Here is a 15,268-nt window from a genome sequence, read left to right as displayed (position 1 = left end):
CGGCCACAAGCACGCCGGGATGACGAGGGGCCGCTATGCCGGGATGACGACGGGCCGGGCGCGTGAAGGGCGCACTGCTGATCGCCGGCACTACCTCGGATGCCGGGAAAAGTGTTGTGGTGGCGGGGCTTTGCCGCATGCTGGCCCGGCGCGGGGTGCGCGTGGCCCCGTTCAAGGCGCAGAACATGTCGAACAACTCCGTCGTCACGCTGGACGGCGGGGAGATCGGGCGGGCGCAGGCCTTGCAGGCGCGCGCCTGCGGACTCGAGCCGAGTGTGCGGTTCAATCCGGTGCTGCTGAAGCCCGGTAGTGATCGGCGCTCGCAGCTCGTGGTGCGCGGCCGGGCGGTGGATACCGTCGGGGCGAAGGACTACTTCCGGCATCGCACCGAATTGCGCGCGGTGGTCGCCGAGGAATTGGCTTCGCTGCGTGCGGAATTCGATGTGGTGATCTGCGAGGGCGCCGGATCACCCGCCGAGATCAATCTGCGGGCAACGGATCTGGCGAATATGGGGCTGGCGCGTGCCGCCGAGCTGCCGGTCCTGCTGGTCGGCGATATCGATCGCGGGGGAGTGCTGGCGCATCTGTTCGGCACCGTCGCGATTCTGGAACCCGAAGACCAGCAACTGATCTCCGGCTACATCATCAACAAGTTCCGCGGCGATGTGGACCTGCTGCGCCCCGGCATCGATCAGCTCACCGAACTCACCGGCCGCCCCACCCTCGGTGTCATCCCCTTCGCCGAGGATCTCTGGATCGACGCCGAGGACTCCCTCGGCACCATCGCGGACGCCCCGGTCGGCCGCTCCCGCCCGCCGCTGGGCGGGGACTGGCTGACCGTCGCCGCCATCCGCCTGCCCCGCATCTCGAACTCCACCGATATCGAGGCCCTGGCCTGCGAGCCCGGCGTCTCGGTCCGCTGGGTCACCGACCCTTCCCGACTGGCCGGCGCCGACCTGGTCGTGCTCCCCGGCAGCAAATCCACCGTGAGCGATCTGGAGTGGTTGCGCCGCACCGGAATCGCCGCCGCCCTGCAATCCCGCGCGGCCACCGGCGGCCCGATCCTCGGCATCTGCGGCGGCTACCAGATGCTCGGCCGCACCATCGAGGACCACATCGAATCCGACGCGGGCACGGTCGAGGGCCTGGGCCTGCTCGATCTCGAGATCGAATTCCACGACCCGAAGGTGCTGCGCCGCAGCGCCGGTCACGCCCTCGGATACTCCGTCACCGCACTGTCCCTCGGGCGCCGCGACACACAGGGCGGCGCCGCGGCGTCCGGCTCAGGCGCGGCCATCCCTCTCGGCCGAGAAATTTCCGGCGGCGTCGACGAGGGCGCCGAACGTGAGCCTCGTCTCCTCGCCCGGTCCGGCCACCGTCCGGACGGCGGCCATGACGCGGCGAGCGGTGGTATCCCCGTGCGGGGCTATGAGATTCACCATGGCCGGGTCCGCGCCAATGGTGATCAGCCGTGGCTGGAACTGGACGGTGTACCCGAAGGCAGTGTGCGCGAAGCTGTCTGGGGCACGCACCTGCACGGTGCTCTGGAATCGGACGAATTCCGCCGATCCTGGCTGCGTGAGGTCGCCATTCGCGCCGGTCGCACCGATTTCGTTGTGGCCGACAATGTTTCGGTGGACGACGTGCGTATGACCCAGCTCGACCTGCTCGCGGACCTTATGGAGAAGTACCTCGATCTCCCGGCTCTGGAACGCTTGATCCAGGCGGGCGCATCGGCCAATCTGCCGACTCTGCGGGTCAATCGGTGACGATACGTGCCAATGGTGACGCCCATCACAGCAATCCGGCTGACACGCGTCCGGGACATTTCCGCGCCGTGTAGCGTTATCCGAATGGAATCTCGGCGGATCACGGTCGGTGACCGCATATGGGCCGTGCGGGTCGGAGGAACCGAATCCCGTCACCACGTGCTCCTGCTCCCCGATGCGGGCGATCCGGCCGACGTATACGACGAGGTCTGCGAACGACTGCAGACCTCGGACCTGCGCACCATCGTCATCGAACCGGCGGACGGGCTCGACAGCGCGGCGGTCTTCGGCATCCTCGACGAACTGAAGGTGCCGTGGGCGAATCTGGTCGGCAGCGGTAGCGGCGCCGACCTGGCCTGGCAGCTCGCGGCCCGTGGTTTCGGCCGCTTCATGAGCCTCATCGCGGCCGGCAGCGGGCATCCCGCGGCACCCGGTGCGGACGGCACGATCGCCGACGCCACCTGCCCGCCGGTGGAGATACCGACCACCCTGCTCGCCACCAAGCGCCTGCCGCGCCCGGCGGCCGAGGCCTCCGGGCGCTACGTCTACGGTGAATTCCGGCTCGTCCCCGTGGACGTCACGGATGTGGCCGCCGAAGCGGGCCACGAACTCGCCACCGAGATCGTGCTACGCACCAGCTTCTGGTGATGTAGCCAGCCACTCCAGCCAGGAATCGAGCTCCTTGAACGCCTGGGTGCGCGGCTTTTCCGACGACAGGAACACGTCGTGCCGCGCACCTTCGATCGGCACGATATTGGTGCGCTCACCCAGGCAGCCCGACCAGCGCTGAATCTGCTTCACATCCAGCACCACATCAGCCACATCGGCGGCCGGACCGTACTTGCTCATGAAGCGGGTCAGCTTCGACCGCAGCACCAGCGCGGGCACTCCGATATCGAGCCCGCGGTGCACCCGCAGATGTCCGCGCCGGATGGCGCGCAGCCAGCCCGCGTGAATGGGGAAGCCGGTCAACGGCTTCCAGTCCAGGTTGTAATCCCACTCACCGGATGCGGTGCGGTGCAGGCTGTCTCCGTAGGTGGAGATCTTGCCCAGCGGCAGCTGCGCCATGGCGCTCAGGCGCCCGATGCCCTGCAGCAGCGCGGTGCTGAGCGGATTGCGGTAGTACGAGGGGCCCTGCAGATCGAACCACGGGCTGTTGAGCACCAGGCCGGTAATGCCCTGTGCGCGAGCGCCTCCCGTGGCCTGCAGCCGGTTCAGCCACAGCGAGGTGACCAGCCCGCCCGTCGAATGCCCCATGACGAGCACCGGCAACCCGGTCTCCTCGCGAATGATACGCAGCGAGCGGTTCAGCTCCACGTCGTAGAGCGCGAGATCGGTCACGAAGTGCGGCGTCTGCCCCTCGCGGGTGGAGCGCCCGCACTTGCGCAGATCGAGCGCGTAGAAGGCGAACCCCTGCGCGGCCAGGTGCTCGGACAGATGCTCTTGGAAGAAGTAGTCGGTGAACCCGTGCACGAACAACACGGCGCTGGTGGCGACCGGCTGATCGCCGGGCGTATAGCGGACCAGCGTGGCGAAGGCGTCGCCCTCGCCGTCGGGATCCGGGCCCAGCGGCAGCGTGCGCTGCTGATAGTCCGGCCCGAGCACATCGGGCTGCCACGCGCCCGTGGCCTGGGTCGGAGCGGATGAGGCGGCGGTGGATGACGTATCAGAGGTCACCTGCTCAAGATAATCCCCGGCGGGCGGAAAGGGAGCTTGGAGGTATCTCTCACAATTGGGCTTTTCGTTGCTGGATTTCGGCGTGTCCAGGGGCACAATCGAACCTAGGTGAACGACGGGTAACCTAACTGCCGCTGGGTTGCCTCACACAGACAAGGAAGTCGATCAACACCGTGTCGAACGCTGCCACGATTGAAAAGACCGATGTAGTCCTCATCGGTGCCGGCATCATGAGTGCCACCCTCGGTGCATTGCTTCGACAGGTGCAACCGGACTGGACCATCTCGCTCTTCGAGCGGCTCGACGCCGCCGCGGCCGAGTCGAGTGACCCCTGGAACAACGCGGGCACCGGCCACTCGGCCCTGTGCGAGTTGAACTACACGCCGCGCAATGCCGACGGCTCGGTGGAGATCACCAAGGCCATCGACATCAATGAGCGGTTCCAGGTCTCGCGCCAGTTCTGGTCGTATTCCGCGGAGAACGGTGTTCTCGCCGATCCGTCGAACTTCATCAACCACGTACCGCACGTGAGCTTCACGCACGGCGCGGACGGAGTGGAGTACCTGCGCAAGCGCCAGGACGCGCTGTCGCGGCACCCGCTCTTCGAGGGCATGGAGTTCATCGACGACGCCGACGAATTCGCGCGCCGACTACCGCTCATGTCGAAGGGCCGGGACTTCTCCGATCCGGTCGCGCTGAACTGGACCGACTACGGCACCGATATCGACTTCGGCGAGCTCACCAAGGAGCTGCTGGCCTACCTCGGCGCTTCGGGTGCGGATATCGCCTTCGGTCACGAGGTCAAGAACCTGACCAAGCAGTCGGACGGCTCCTGGCTGGTGAAGGTGCGCAATCTGCGCACCCGCAAGACCCGGGTCATCAACGCCAAGTTCGTGTTCGTCGGCGCGGGCGGCGGCGCACTGCCGCTGCTGCAGAAGTCCGGCATCAAGGAGATCGCCGGATTCGGCGGCTTCCCGGTGTCCGGCCTGTTCCTGCGCTGCAAGAACCCGGAGCTCATCAAGCAGCACGAGGCCAAGGTCTACGGCCAGGCTTCGGTCGGCGCGCCGCCGATGTCGGTGCCGCACTTGGACACCCGTGTCATCAATGGTGAGCGCGGCCTGCTCTTCGGCCCGTATGCGGGCTGGACGCCGAAGTTCCTCAAGGACGGCAAGAACACCGACCTGTTCAAGTCGGTGAAGCCGAACAACCTGTTCTCCATGCTGGGTGTCGGCGTCACCGAGATGGGTCTGGTGCAGTACCTGGTCGGCGAGCTGCTCAAGTCGCAGTCCGGGCGGGTCGAGGCGATGGAGGAGTTCCTCCCGCGCGCCGACGGCAGTGACTGGGATCTGATCATCGCCGGTCAGCGCGTTCAGGTCATCCGCCGCAAGGGTGCGGGCGGTGTGCTCGAACTCGGTACCGCGGTCGTCGCGGCCGAGGACGGCACCATCGCCGGTCTGCTGGGTGCGTCCCCGGGCGCGTCCACGTGTGTCAGCGCCATGCTCGACGTTATGAAGCGGTGCTTCCCGGGCGAATTCGCTTCGTGGGAGCCGAAACTCAAGGAAATGGTGCCGTCCCTGGGGGTCAAGCTCTCGGAGAACCAGGCGCTCTACCGTGAGGTCTGGGAGTGGTCCAACAAGGCGCTGCACCTGGATCACGACAAGACGCCGAAGCATTCCGGGGTCACATCTCACGCGTAGTTGTGGCATTGCACGCGTAGGTGTGATAGCAACAATCGATGATGTCAACGGTTGCTCTCAAACGGTCATGGGCCCTGGATCTGGACACCAAGACTCTGTACAGGCTGTTGAAACTTCGTGTCGAAGTGTTTGTCGTCGAGCAGAAATGCGCATACCCGGAGCTCGACGGTCTGGACCTGCTTCCGGAAACGCGACATTTCTGGCTCGACGACGAGGGTGAGGTCATTTGCACCCTCCGGCTGCTCGAAGAGCACGATGACGGCGTGAAGTCCTTCCGGATCGGGCGCCTGTGCACCACCCCGCCCGCGCGCGGCCACGGCTACACCACCCGCCTGCTGCAGGCGGCCCTGGCCGAGACCGGCACGGGCGCGACCGTGCGCCTGAATGCGCAGACCTACCTGGTCGATATGTACACCAAGCACGGATTCAAGGTGGACGGCGAGGAATACATCGAGGACGGAATACCGCACCTGCCGATGCGCCGAGGCTGACGCGATCCCCGCAACCGAATCGGTTGCGGGGATTCCTTTTTCAGGGGTTGACGGTGCTGCCCCTGCCTGTTGCGCCTGTCTGCCGCCTCCCAGGTCCGAGTCTCCGGCTCCGTCTGCCGTCTGCCGGCTACCGCGTCCGCGCGCTGCCTGCCGCATCGCATCCGCTCGGTGCCGCCTGCATCGCCTGGGCCGCAGGTGGTCGCATACGCCGCTGCCGGGTGGGCCGATATGGGTGACGCTTCCCTCGTGGACCGGCCGGGGTACCTCCAGGCTGCGCACGCGGCGCGCATAGAGTTGACCGCGTGTCCGTCTCCTCTGTGGCTTACTCCGAATCCGAGCGCGCGGTCTCCGATGTCGAGGCCGGGTTTCCGTTCTCGGCGGTGGTCGGGCAGGAGCGGCTGCAGCTGGCGCTGATTCTCTGCGCGGTGCATCCCGGAATCGGCGGGGTGCTGGTGCGCGGGGAGAAGGGGACCGCGAAGTCGACCGTGGTGCGCGCGCTGGCGCAATTGCTGCCGCCTGTGGTCGACGAGAGCGGCGCGCGGCCCGCCCGGCTGGTGGAATTGCCCGTGGGCGCCACCGAGGACCGTGTGGTCGGATCCCTGGATCTGGAACGGGTGCTGCGCGATGGAGAACAGGCGTTCAAGCCGGGGCTGCTCGCGGCCGCCCACCACGGCGTGCTCTACGTCGACGAAGTGAACCTCCTGCACGACCATCTCGTGGACGTGCTGCTCGATGCCGCCGCCATGGGTCGCGTGCATATCGAGCGCGACGGCGTCTCGCATTCGCATCCGGCGCGATTCGTTCTCGTGGGCACCATGAATCCCGAAGAGGGCGAACTGCGGCCGCAGCTGCTGGACCGGTTCGGCCTGACCGTGGACGTGGTCGCCTCCCGCAATGTGGATGTGCGCATGTCGGTGGTGCGCCGCCGGCTCGATTACGAGGCCGATCCGGCCGGCTTCGCCGCCGGTTATGCCGGCGCCGATCGTGAAGTGGCCGAACGCATTCTGACCGCCCGGGACCGGATCGGCGAGGTCACGCTGGACAATGTCGAACTGCGCCGGATCGCCGCACTGTGCGCCAGCTTCGATGTGGACGGTATGCGCGCGGATCTTGTTGTCGCCCGCACCGCGACCGCGCACGCCGCCTGGCGCGGCAGCGCCGCGGTGACCGAGGAGGACGTTCGGATCGCGGCGGAACTCGCACTGCCGCACCGGCGTCGGCGAGATCCGTTCGACGAACCCGGGATCAGCGAGGAACAACTCGACGAGGCTATGCGGCAGGCGGCCGATGAGGCCAACCGTGAGACGCAGGACGGCGGTGCCGACGACCTGGGAAAAGGTGAAGCGGCCCCGCAGGATGATGCGGGGTCGCAGGACCAGCGGGTAGGGGGTTCGCCGGAACCCGAGGATGATCCGAACGGTCCCGGTGGCGGTGCGGATTCGCCTGCGGGCGAAGTGGATTCACCGCAGTCGTCGGATAGTGGCCCGGATTTTCCTGGGGGCGAACAGGACTCGCAGCCGGACCGGCGGCCTGCCGATCCGAACCGGGATTCCTCCGGCGACCAGGAGCCGGGGCGACCGGCGCGTGAAGGTCGCTCCGGCATGCCTTCCCAATCGATAGCCAAGCCCCCGCGCTGGGAGGTCCCCGGTGTCGGCGAGGGCGCACCCGGCCGTCGCTCACGTGCCCGCACCCGCCAGGGCCGCGTTGTGCGCGCCACTCCCGAAACCGGTACCGGCCTGCACCTGCTCGGCACCATCTTCGCGGCCGTCCCGCATCAGCGCGCCCGTGGCCGGATCAGCGGCCCCCTGGAATTCGCCGCCGCGGATCTGCGCGGCGCGTATCGCGAAGGGCGCGAAGGCAATCTGGTCGTCTTCGTGGTCGACACCTCCGGCTCGATGGCCGCCCGGGACCGCCTCTCCGCAGTCACCGGCGCCATCGTCGCGCTACTGCGCGACTCCTATCAGCGCCGCGACAAGGTCGCCGTCATCACCGTGCGCGGCGCAGATGCCGAACTGGTGCTCCCGCCCACCTCCTCGGTCGATATCGCCGTCCGCCGCCTCGCGGATCTGCGCACCGGCGGCAAAACCCCACTTGCCCAGGGCCTCCTGAAGGCCCGCGAAGTCATTGCCCGCGAACGCATCCGAGACCCGCACCGCCGCCCCATGCTCGTCATGCTTACCGACGGCCGCGCCACCGGCGGCCCCGACCCGGTGCCCCGTGCCCGCGCCGCCGCTCGCCTGCTGGCCAATGATTCGGTGACCGCCATGGTCGTCGACTGCGAGCGCGGCATGATCCGCCTCGGCCTCGCCCGCGACCTGGCCCGCGAACTCCGCGGCGGTTATCTGCAACTGGCCGAACTCACCGGCGAGAATGTCGCGGGCGTAGTCCGCGCCACCCGTGCCGCCTGAACCTCCACATCCCGACGTGGGCCGCGTCGATCCGCCATCGCGCCTTGCTAGGCCGACTGGTCAGCCGATCATCAGGAACTGGTGCAGGCATCGGCCGAGAACGGCGCGCAATCAGTTCCTGATGATCATGAAAGCTCGGGGGCCCGGGCCGGGACCGGGTGTGGTGGCTGGGTATGGCACCGTAGGTTCCCGACGGCCGCACTCTGGCCGCGTCAGGAGAAGGAGCGCAGACGATGCCCCAGGGCGTGCCACTGCCGGAGACCATTCCGGATGACGGGCTGACCACGCGGCAGCGCCGCAATCAGGCCGTGCTCGCCATCCACACCGGGCCGGGCAAGGGGAAGTCGACCGCCGCGTTCGGGATGGCCTTGCGCGCTTGGAATCAGGGCTTCGATGTGGCTGTCTTCCAATTCGTGAAGAGCGCCAAGTGGAAGGTGGGCGAGGAGGCCGCCTTCCGCACCCTCGGCAAGTTGCACGAGGAAACCGGCGCGGGCGGCGCGGTCGAGTGGCACAAGATGGGGGAGGGCTGGTCCTGGACGCGTAAGCCGGGCAGCGATGAGGATCATGCCGCCGCCGCGCTCGCCGGCTGGCAGGAGATCTCCCGCCGCCTCGCCGCCGAACAGCACCGCTTCTATGTGCTCGACGAATTCACCTACCCGCTCAAGTGGGGCTGGGTGGATGTGGACGAGGTGGTGCAGACGCTGCGCGATCGTCCCGGCAATCAGCACGTGGTGATCACCGGTCGTGATGCCCCGCAGGCGCTCATCGAGGTCGCGGATCTGGTCACCGAGATGACGAAGGTCAAGCATCCGATGGACGCGGGCCGCAAGGGCCAGCGCGGCATCGAATGGTGAGTGTGCCCGCGGTGGTGGTGGCCGCGCCCGCATCGGGCAGCGGTAAGACCACTCTCGCCACCGGACTGATCGGCGCGCTGCGGCGGGCCGGGCATCGGGTGGCGCCGTTCAAGGTGGGCCCCGATTACATCGACCCGGGCTATCACGGACTGGCCGCCGGTCGGCCCGGGCGCAATCTGGATCCGGTGCTGTGCGGAGGCGAGCGGGTGGTTCCGCTCTACAGGCACGGCAGCGCGGGCTGCGATATCGCCGTGGTCGAAGGCGTGATGGGCCTGTTCGACGGCCGCATCGACGAACACAACACCGAACCGGTGGCGGAGGGCTCCACCGCGCAGATCGCCGCCATGCTGGGCGCACCGGTCGTCCTGGTGGTGGACGCGCGCGGCCACAGCCAGAGCCTGGCGGCGCTGCTGCACGGATTCGCCACCTTCGACAGCGGAATCCGTTTGGGCGGAGTCATTCTCAACCGCGTCGGCAGCGAACGGCACGAGCAGGTCCTGCGTGCCGCCTGCGCCCGTGTCGGCCTGCCGGTACTGGGCGCACTGCCGCGACTGGACGAATTGGCCGTGCCGTCAAGGCATCTCGGCCTCGTCCCCGCCGTGGAGCACGGCTCCGCAGCGCAGTCCGCGGTCGACGCCATGACCGATCTTGTTGCCGCGCATATAGATCTGGCGGCCGTGGCTGCCCTGGCGAGTTCGAATATCACGGGCCCGGCATGGGATCCGGTGGAGGAGCTGCGGCCGGCGGTCGACGCGGCGGGGATCAGCGCTGTCGCCGAAGGTCTTCCGGCCTCCGAAGGTGTTCCGGCGACCGGTGACCCCGGCGCACCTCCTACCGGCGGCCCCATCGTCGCCGTAGCAGGCGGAGCCGCCTTCACCTTCGGCTACGCCGAACACCGCGAACTCCTCGAAGCCGCAGGAGCCCGCGTGGTCGTCTTCGACCCTCTGCGCGACGAACTCCCCTCCGGCACGGCCGGTCTGGTCATTCCCGGTGGCTTCCCCGAGGAACACGCCGCCTCCCTGGCCGCCAACACCCACCTGCTCACCACCATCGCCGACCAGGCGCGCCGCGGCCTCCCCATCCACGCCGAATGCGCCGGCCTGCTCTACCTCACCCGCTCCCTCGACGGCCACCGCATGGCCGGCGTAGTCGAAGCCGACGCCGAATTCGGTCCCCGCCTCACCCTCGGCTACCGCGACGCCGTGGCCCTCACCGACTCCCCCCTCTGGCAAGCCGGAGAACGCGTCCGAGGCCACGAATTCCACCGCACCCGCCTCGCCACCGCCCCCTCCGACGCCCTCGCCTGGGCCTGGCGCGCCCCGTCCGGCGAGACCGTCCGCGAAGGCGCCATCCTCCACAACGTCCACGCCTCCTACCTCCACACCCACCCCGCCGGAAACCCCACCGCCATCACCCGCTTCGTCTCCACCGCAGCCGAATTCGCGCGAACTCATGTTCCGGCCTGACCTCGCGGTCGGGATCGGTATGAGGTCCGGGGTTGAATCGCGGGCCATAGTGAACGCGGCACGAGACGTTGCGGGTGAGGCAAAGATCGGTTGCCTGGCGACGGTGAATCTGCGCGCAGAGGAGCCGGGCCTGATCGCCGCAGCCGCAGAGCTGGGGGTGCCGGTACGGGTGTTCACAGCAACGGATCTCGCGGGCATGGCGGTGCCCAATCCCTCGATCCGTGTGGCAGCGGCCATCGGCACACCCAGTGTTGCCGAGGCGGCCGCGCTGCTTGCCGCCGGGTGCGAGCGCCTGCTTGCGGAGAAGCGGGTGATCGGCGGAGTCACGGTGGCGGTTGCGGTGATTCGCACGCGTGCCCGAAGACTCGCCTGACGCCGCCGATCGGTGTGAATTAGGCTGCCGCCATGAGGGATTCGACCGAAGCGCCTGATCGCTGGGGCTGGTTTGTGATTCTCTGGGTAGTTCTGGGTTTCTTCGGATTCATCGGATCGACGCTGCTGTTCTTCTTCTACGCGATAAGTATGGACAGCCATCCACCCGAATGCGGCTATCGGGTGTCCTGCCCACTGCGAATATCGTTGGGATTAGGCGCTATTCCGCTCTATGTCTGGGCGCTCGCCGGGGCCGTCGCATTGCTGGCCGGGCTTGTGGTCGGCCGGCGCGGCGTTCGGGTGGTCAGCGTAATGGCGGCCGGTACGGCAGCGGGGACGATCGTCTTCCTGGCCTGCGGGTTCGCCGGACTGCAGTTCCTGGCGGCTTATATGCACCCGGGGCCGTGAACGGCTGCTGCGGTGGTATACGGCGAACCGCCGCGCGCGCCGACTGGTTGGGTCGTCGGCGAGCGCGGCGGCGGTGCGGATCATTCACAGGGAGTGGATGATTCGCGGTCTGTGGTTACGGCGAGACCGAGCCCCAGTCGGCGAAACCGGTGGGGTCGTGGCGGCCCAGGCTGCCGTGTTCGAACAGGCCCCAGCCCTCGTCGCTGCCGCAGCGGGCCTTGCCCACGTGATCGATGACGCTGAAGGGGATGCGACCGGCAGTCGCGGGATCGGTCAGATCGAAGCTCTTGCTCTCGGACCAGTTGCGGCCCTTCCACTGTCCGTGCTGCCAGTCCGGATCGCCGCCGTAGCCGCAGCCGACATTGAGGGCGATATGGGTGCCGGCCTCGACCTCCACCTCGAGCGGCTTGCCGTCGGGGGTGGTGAGGTCCAGGCGCACCGAGGTCGGAATGCGGGTGCCGGACTTGTACTTCAGATTGATGCGCGGCCAGCCCAGCTGCTCGATGCGGCCGTCGTGCCAGATCCGGGTGGCGTCGTTCAGGGTGCGGAAGCCATTGGGCTCCTCCTGCACGATGACGATGATCGAGTAGTCGTCGAAGCGCAGCGGCACGTAGAGCCACCAGAAGCCTTCTGACGGTTCGGAAGCCACGCGCCCCGCCGGATCGGATTCGCCGACCGGCCGGATGCCCCAGGAGCGGTCGCGGGTGCCGGTCCAGTTCGCCGGATCGACGGTGATGTCGGTGCCGTCGACATGCAGTGTGCCGGACCAGGATCCGACCTGGGCGAAGCGCTGCGCATCGATCATGGCCTTGTTCATGCCGGTGATGATGGTGTGCGCCTCCTCCTGTACGACCGGGAACGCGCCGTCCCAGGTCATATCGAAGGACAGGTCCTCGTGCTCGCAGATCACCCGCAGCTGCTGCAGCGGCTCGATGATCTCGATCCGGTACCCGCCGACGGCCAGGTCCAGGCCGCGCTGGTCCAGTGCATCCGAGAACCGCACCGCGTGCTGGGTGTCACCGCGCCGCACGGTGGCGAAGGCGTCGGTCACGCCCAGGTTCGGGTACACGCCGAACCCGGTGATCAGCATCAGATCACCGGTGGTGTCGATGGCATTGAAGTAGCTGCGGTCGTAGAAGTTCTTATCGCTGCTGACCACCCGCGCCATCGGCAGCGGCGCCTGGTGGATGGGGAATTCGTCGAGCGGGCCGATCATGGGTTTCATAGCTCTCAATCCCAGGCGTAGGTGCCGTCGAGCATGGCCTCGAGCAGCGGTCGGTGCATGACGTAGTCGTCGCGATCGTCGGTATCGGTGTCCTCACCGAAATGGATCATGCGGCGCTTGATGCGGCCCATCACGATGCCGTGGCGCAGCGCCGCGTACATCAGGTACCAGTCCAGGTCGCGGACCGCGTGCCCGGTGGCCTCCTCGTACAGCTTCTCGACATCGCTGCGCCGCAGGAAGTCCGGCAGTCCGGGCTGATCGAATCGGGTGGCGATGTCCTGGAAGAAGCGGTGGATCAGGATGGGCCAGGCCACATCGAGTTCACGCGGGCCGAGGGCGGCCATCTCCCAGTCGAGGACGGCGGCCAGATCGCAGTCTTCGTTCTCCTGGAACATGATGTTGCCGGGCCGGGCGTCACCCCAGTTGAGCACATCCGGCCCCGAGCCCTGCGGCCAGTTCTGCTCCAGCCATTCGAAGGTGCGCTCCAGCAAGGGAATACGGAATCCGTCGCGGGCGAGCGCCCAGTCGTACCACTGCTTCTGGGCCTCGAAGTGCCGGCGCAGCGCCGAGCCCTCGCCGTCCAGCATGGGGAAGCGCTGGGCGGGGTTCTCGATGCCGTGCACCTTGGCGATGACCTCGACGGTCTTGCGGGTGATCTCCAGCCGCTGTTCCGGCGTGGCGTCGAAGACCCAGCCGAAGAACACATACGGCGGATTGTCCTCGCAGACACGGCCGTTCACGCGCCGCATGACGAAGAATGTGGAACCGAGCACCTTCGGATCGGTCTCGATCCAGCACAGCTCCGGCACCGGTGCGTCGGTGGCCTCGGCTACGCCGGCCATGATGGCGTACTGGGTTTCCAGGTCGTACTTCTCGAAGACCGGGAAGGAGCTGTCCTCCGGCGCCAGGCGTGCCACGTAGGAGCCGCCCGCGGGCTGCCCGTTCTCGGTCCATTCGGCGTCGAAGAGCAGCGTGGTGCTGGACATGCCGCCCGCCTGCGGCTTGGTCAGCGAAGTGACGCGGGGCGCCTCGTCGGCTACGACCTTGGTGGCGAGCCAGCCCGCCAGTTGTGCCGCGAGTTGATCCTCGTCGCGGTCGGAGACGGTGAGTTCCCATCTCTGGTTGGGGTCGTCGGCCGACATGTCTATTCCTCCTGGCATGGAAAGGCAGGCGTGTCAGGCGCGGTTCGGGCGGGCCGGAAAGGGCCGCTGTGACCCGCACAACACGGTGCCGAGAAATGTAACGTGTTCCAGTTCGATTGTGCAGGGGTTGCGGGGTCGAGTACCGGTGAATGGGATGACCGCTCGACGGGAATTCCGGCGCGGCGGTAGTGCTGGCACGTCATCACGATGGTGGCTGGCACGTAATCCCGCAGAGGTATGCCGGAGCTCCGGAAAAGGGGGATAACCCGGAGGCGTCGAGATCGCATTCGAACTACGGTCGAAGTTCGGAGCGAGGGGATGTGCGATGAGTGTGCGAACAGTAGGTACCGCAACGGATTTCGATGATCTGTCACCGGAGCAGAACCGCGAGTGGCGACCGGCCCTCCGGATTCTCTTCCGCTTCGTGATCGCCTATTTCACGCTGTTCTGCGTTTTTTACCCGCAGCCGCTCTTCGCCTTCTTCGGCATCCTCCAGAAGTGGCTGCCGGACGATCTCCTGCAGAAGTACGCGGACCTGCCCGGCCCCTTGGTGCGCTGGACCGGGCGCACCGTCTTCGACCATCCGGGCGTCCACCTGAATTTGGATTCCGGCAGCGGCGATCAGCTGTATCTGTGGATCGAGGTCTTTTGCATTCTGATCGCCGCGGTGCTGGTGACCGCGGTATGGAGTGTGCTGGACCGCAGGCGCGCCGAATACCGCACGGCGGCCGGCTGGTTCCTGCTGTTCTTCCGGGTCATGCTGGCCGGTCAGATGCTGAATTATGGCTTCGCCAAGGCGATTCCCCTGCAGATGCCGGTCCCCGGCCTGGCCACACTGGTGCAGCCCTACGGCGAGTTCAGTCATATGGCGGTGCTGTGGAATCAGGTCGGCGTCTCACCGGTGTACGAGAGCCTGCTCGGCCTGGCCGAGATCACCGGCGGTCTGCTGCTTCTGCTGCCGCGCACCCAGGTGGCGGGAGCGCTGCTCAGCCTGGTGAGTATGGCGCAGGTGTGGGTGCTGAACATGACCTTCGATGTCCCGGTCAAACTGCTGGCGTTCCACCTGTTGCTGCTGTCGATGGTGCTGCTGGCCCCGGATGCGCGGCGGCTCACCACCGCACTGCTGGGCGGCGCGGCCGGGCCCTCGACCGTCCCCACCCCGTTCCGGACGCGGCGATCCCGGCGGATCTCCGATATCGCACTGGTGGTGCTCGCGCTCTGGTTCGTCCTGGGCCAAGCGGTCGGGGCCTGGGACGGCTGGCACAAGTACGGCCCGGGCCGACCGCAGTCCGAGCTGTACGGAATCTGGAACGTCACCGAGTTCACCAGGGACGGGCAGTCGGTGCCGCCGCTGCTCACTGATGAAACCCGCTGGCGGCGAATGGTGTTCGACGATCCGGGGGTGGCGATCTACCAGCGTATGGATGACGGCATGGTCCCGGTCCTGACCGAATTCGACAGTGGCGCACACCGTCTCACCCTGCGTGCGCCCTCGGGCTCCGAGGCTTTGGCGAGCTTGACCTACGAACGGCCGGCATCGGATCGGCTCACGCTGACCGGCGAACTCGAAGGCCATCCGGTGACGCTGGCGCTCACGCTCGTCGACTCGGATCGAATGCCGATCCGCCAGGGCGGATTGCATCTGGTGCAGGACTACGCCAACGGCGTGAAGTGACGCGCCAACGGCGTGAAGTGACGCGCCAACGGCGTGAAGTAGCGCCCGGGAATCAGTGTGCGGCGCAGTCTGTTCAGAACACGC

General features: G+C 67.4%; 13 protein-coding genes. 10 read left to right on the top strand and 3 right to left on the bottom strand.

Translation table 11 applies throughout. The annotated features are described in order from the left end of the window. Window positions 1–62 precede the first annotated feature (62 nt). Together OG716_RS20320 and OG716_RS20315 are read left to right on the top strand one after the other, a co-directional pair. Complete coding sequence (locus OG716_RS20320) at window positions 63–1,769, top strand: cobyric acid synthase (protein WP_405139070.1); 1,707 nt, start codon at window positions 63–65, stop codon at window positions 1,767–1,769. Between the two features lie 84 nt (window positions 1,770–1,853). Further along, window positions 1,854–2,417, top strand: a complete 564-nt coding sequence (locus OG716_RS20315; protein WP_405139069.1) for an alpha/beta hydrolase — start codon at window positions 1,854–1,856, stop codon at window positions 2,415–2,417. Here OG716_RS20315 and OG716_RS20310 read toward each other — a convergent pair. Further along, on the bottom strand, window positions 2,397–3,446 hold the full coding sequence (locus OG716_RS20310) for an alpha/beta hydrolase (RefSeq protein ID WP_405139068.1): 1,050 nt from the start codon (window positions 3,444–3,446) through the stop codon (window positions 2,397–2,399). The two genes, OG716_RS20315 and OG716_RS20310, sit on opposite strands and share 21 nt — an antisense overlap. A 173-nt stretch (window positions 3,447–3,619) precedes the next feature. Here OG716_RS20310 and mqo point away from each other — a divergent pair, with 173 nt between their 5' ends. The 7 genes from mqo (at window position 3,620) to OG716_RS20275 (ending at window position 11,142) form a co-directional block, all read left to right on the top strand. Next, complete coding sequence (gene mqo, locus OG716_RS20305) at window positions 3,620–5,143, top strand: malate dehydrogenase (quinone) (RefSeq protein WP_405139067.1); 1,524 nt, start codon at window positions 3,620–3,622, stop codon at window positions 5,141–5,143. A 38-nt stretch (window positions 5,144–5,181) separates the two neighbouring features. Then, the gene (locus tag OG716_RS20300) at window positions 5,182–5,634 is read left to right on the top strand and encodes a GNAT family N-acetyltransferase (RefSeq protein WP_327144881.1); all 453 of its coding nucleotides are present in this window, start codon (window positions 5,182–5,184) and stop codon (window positions 5,632–5,634) included. A gap of 302 nt (window positions 5,635–5,936) precedes the next feature. Beyond that, a complete protein-coding gene (locus OG716_RS20295; RefSeq protein ID WP_405139066.1) occupies window positions 5,937–8,042 on the top strand; it encodes a magnesium chelatase subunit D family protein in 2,106 nt (701 codons plus the stop codon). Window positions 8,043–8,275: 233 nt separating this feature from the next. Beyond that, window positions 8,276–8,896 (top strand): cob(I)yrinic acid a,c-diamide adenosyltransferase, encoded by a 621-nt coding sequence (gene cobO, locus OG716_RS20290; protein WP_405139065.1) that lies wholly within the window; start codon window positions 8,276–8,278, stop codon window positions 8,894–8,896. After that, window positions 8,890–10,362, top strand: coding sequence for a cobyrinate a,c-diamide synthase (locus OG716_RS20285; protein ID WP_405139064.1), 1,473 nt, complete (start codon window positions 8,890–8,892; stop codon window positions 10,360–10,362). The genes cobO and OG716_RS20285 overlap by 7 nt, the downstream gene beginning before the upstream one ends. Continuing rightward, on the top strand, window positions 10,349–10,735 hold the full coding sequence (locus OG716_RS20280; RefSeq protein ID WP_405139063.1) for a cobalamin biosynthesis protein: 387 nt from the start codon (window positions 10,349–10,351) through the stop codon (window positions 10,733–10,735). Before OG716_RS20285 ends, OG716_RS20280 begins: the two co-directional genes overlap by 14 nt. Window positions 10,736–10,767: 32 nt before the next feature. After that, window positions 10,768–11,142, top strand: a complete 375-nt coding sequence (locus tag OG716_RS20275; RefSeq protein WP_405139062.1) for a hypothetical protein — start codon at window positions 10,768–10,770, stop codon at window positions 11,140–11,142. A gap of 115 nt (window positions 11,143–11,257) precedes the next feature. On the opposite strand, the gene OG716_RS20270 is transcribed toward OG716_RS20275, so the two are convergent. Both OG716_RS20270 and OG716_RS20265 read right to left on the bottom strand, forming a co-directional pair. Further along, entirely contained in the window at window positions 11,258–12,358 is a 1,101-nt protein-coding gene (locus tag OG716_RS20270; protein ID WP_405139799.1) for a hypothetical protein, read from the bottom strand. A gap of 14 nt (window positions 12,359–12,372) precedes the next feature. After that, window positions 12,373–13,509 (bottom strand): phosphotransferase family protein, encoded by a 1,137-nt coding sequence (locus tag OG716_RS20265; RefSeq protein ID WP_405139061.1) that lies wholly within the window; start codon window positions 13,507–13,509, stop codon window positions 12,373–12,375. A gap of 325 nt (window positions 13,510–13,834) precedes the next feature. On the opposite strand from OG716_RS20265, the gene OG716_RS20260 reads away from it, so the two are divergent. Further along, on the top strand, window positions 13,835–15,184 hold the full coding sequence (locus OG716_RS20260; RefSeq protein ID WP_405139060.1) for a DoxX family protein: 1,350 nt from the start codon (window positions 13,835–13,837) through the stop codon (window positions 15,182–15,184). The last annotated feature ends 84 nt before the right edge of the window (window positions 15,185–15,268 follow it).

The sequence above is a fragment of the Nocardia sp. NBC_01388 genome (assembly GCF_045040085.1).
Lineage (GTDB): Bacteria > Actinomycetota > Actinomycetes > Mycobacteriales > Mycobacteriaceae > Nocardia.
Note: the sequence above shows the minus strand (reverse complement) of the source record. Positions and strands in the feature narration are given on the sequence as shown.

What these genes read in the sequence shown, in the direction of transcription:
- OG716_RS20315 (WP_405139069.1), top strand. Translation starts at nt 1,854, where the DNA reads ATGGAATCTCGGCGGATCACGGTCGGTGACCGCATATGGGCCGTGCGG.
- OG716_RS20300 (WP_327144881.1), top strand. Translation starts at nt 5,182, where the DNA reads ATGATGTCAACGGTTGCTCTCAAACGGTCATGGGCCCTGGATCTGGAC.
- cobO (WP_405139065.1), top strand. Translation starts at nt 8,276, where the DNA reads ATGCCCCAGGGCGTGCCACTGCCGGAGACCATTCCGGATGACGGGCTG.
- OG716_RS20285 (WP_405139064.1), top strand. Translation starts at nt 8,890, where the DNA reads ATGGTGAGTGTGCCCGCGGTGGTGGTGGCCGCGCCCGCATCGGGCAGC.
- OG716_RS20280 (WP_405139063.1), top strand. Translation starts at nt 10,349, where the DNA reads ATGTTCCGGCCTGACCTCGCGGTCGGGATCGGTATGAGGTCCGGGGTT.
- OG716_RS20275 (WP_405139062.1), top strand. Translation starts at nt 10,768, where the DNA reads ATGAGGGATTCGACCGAAGCGCCTGATCGCTGGGGCTGGTTTGTGATT.
- OG716_RS20270 (WP_405139799.1), bottom strand. Translation starts at nt 12,358, where the DNA reads ATGATCGGCCCGCTCGACGAATTCCCCATCCACCAGGCGCCGCTGCCG.
- OG716_RS20265 (WP_405139061.1), bottom strand. Translation starts at nt 13,509, where the DNA reads ATGTCGGCCGACGACCCCAACCAGAGATGGGAACTCACCGTCTCCGAC.
- OG716_RS20260 (WP_405139060.1), top strand. Translation starts at nt 13,835, where the DNA reads ATGAGTGTGCGAACAGTAGGTACCGCAACGGATTTCGATGATCTGTCA.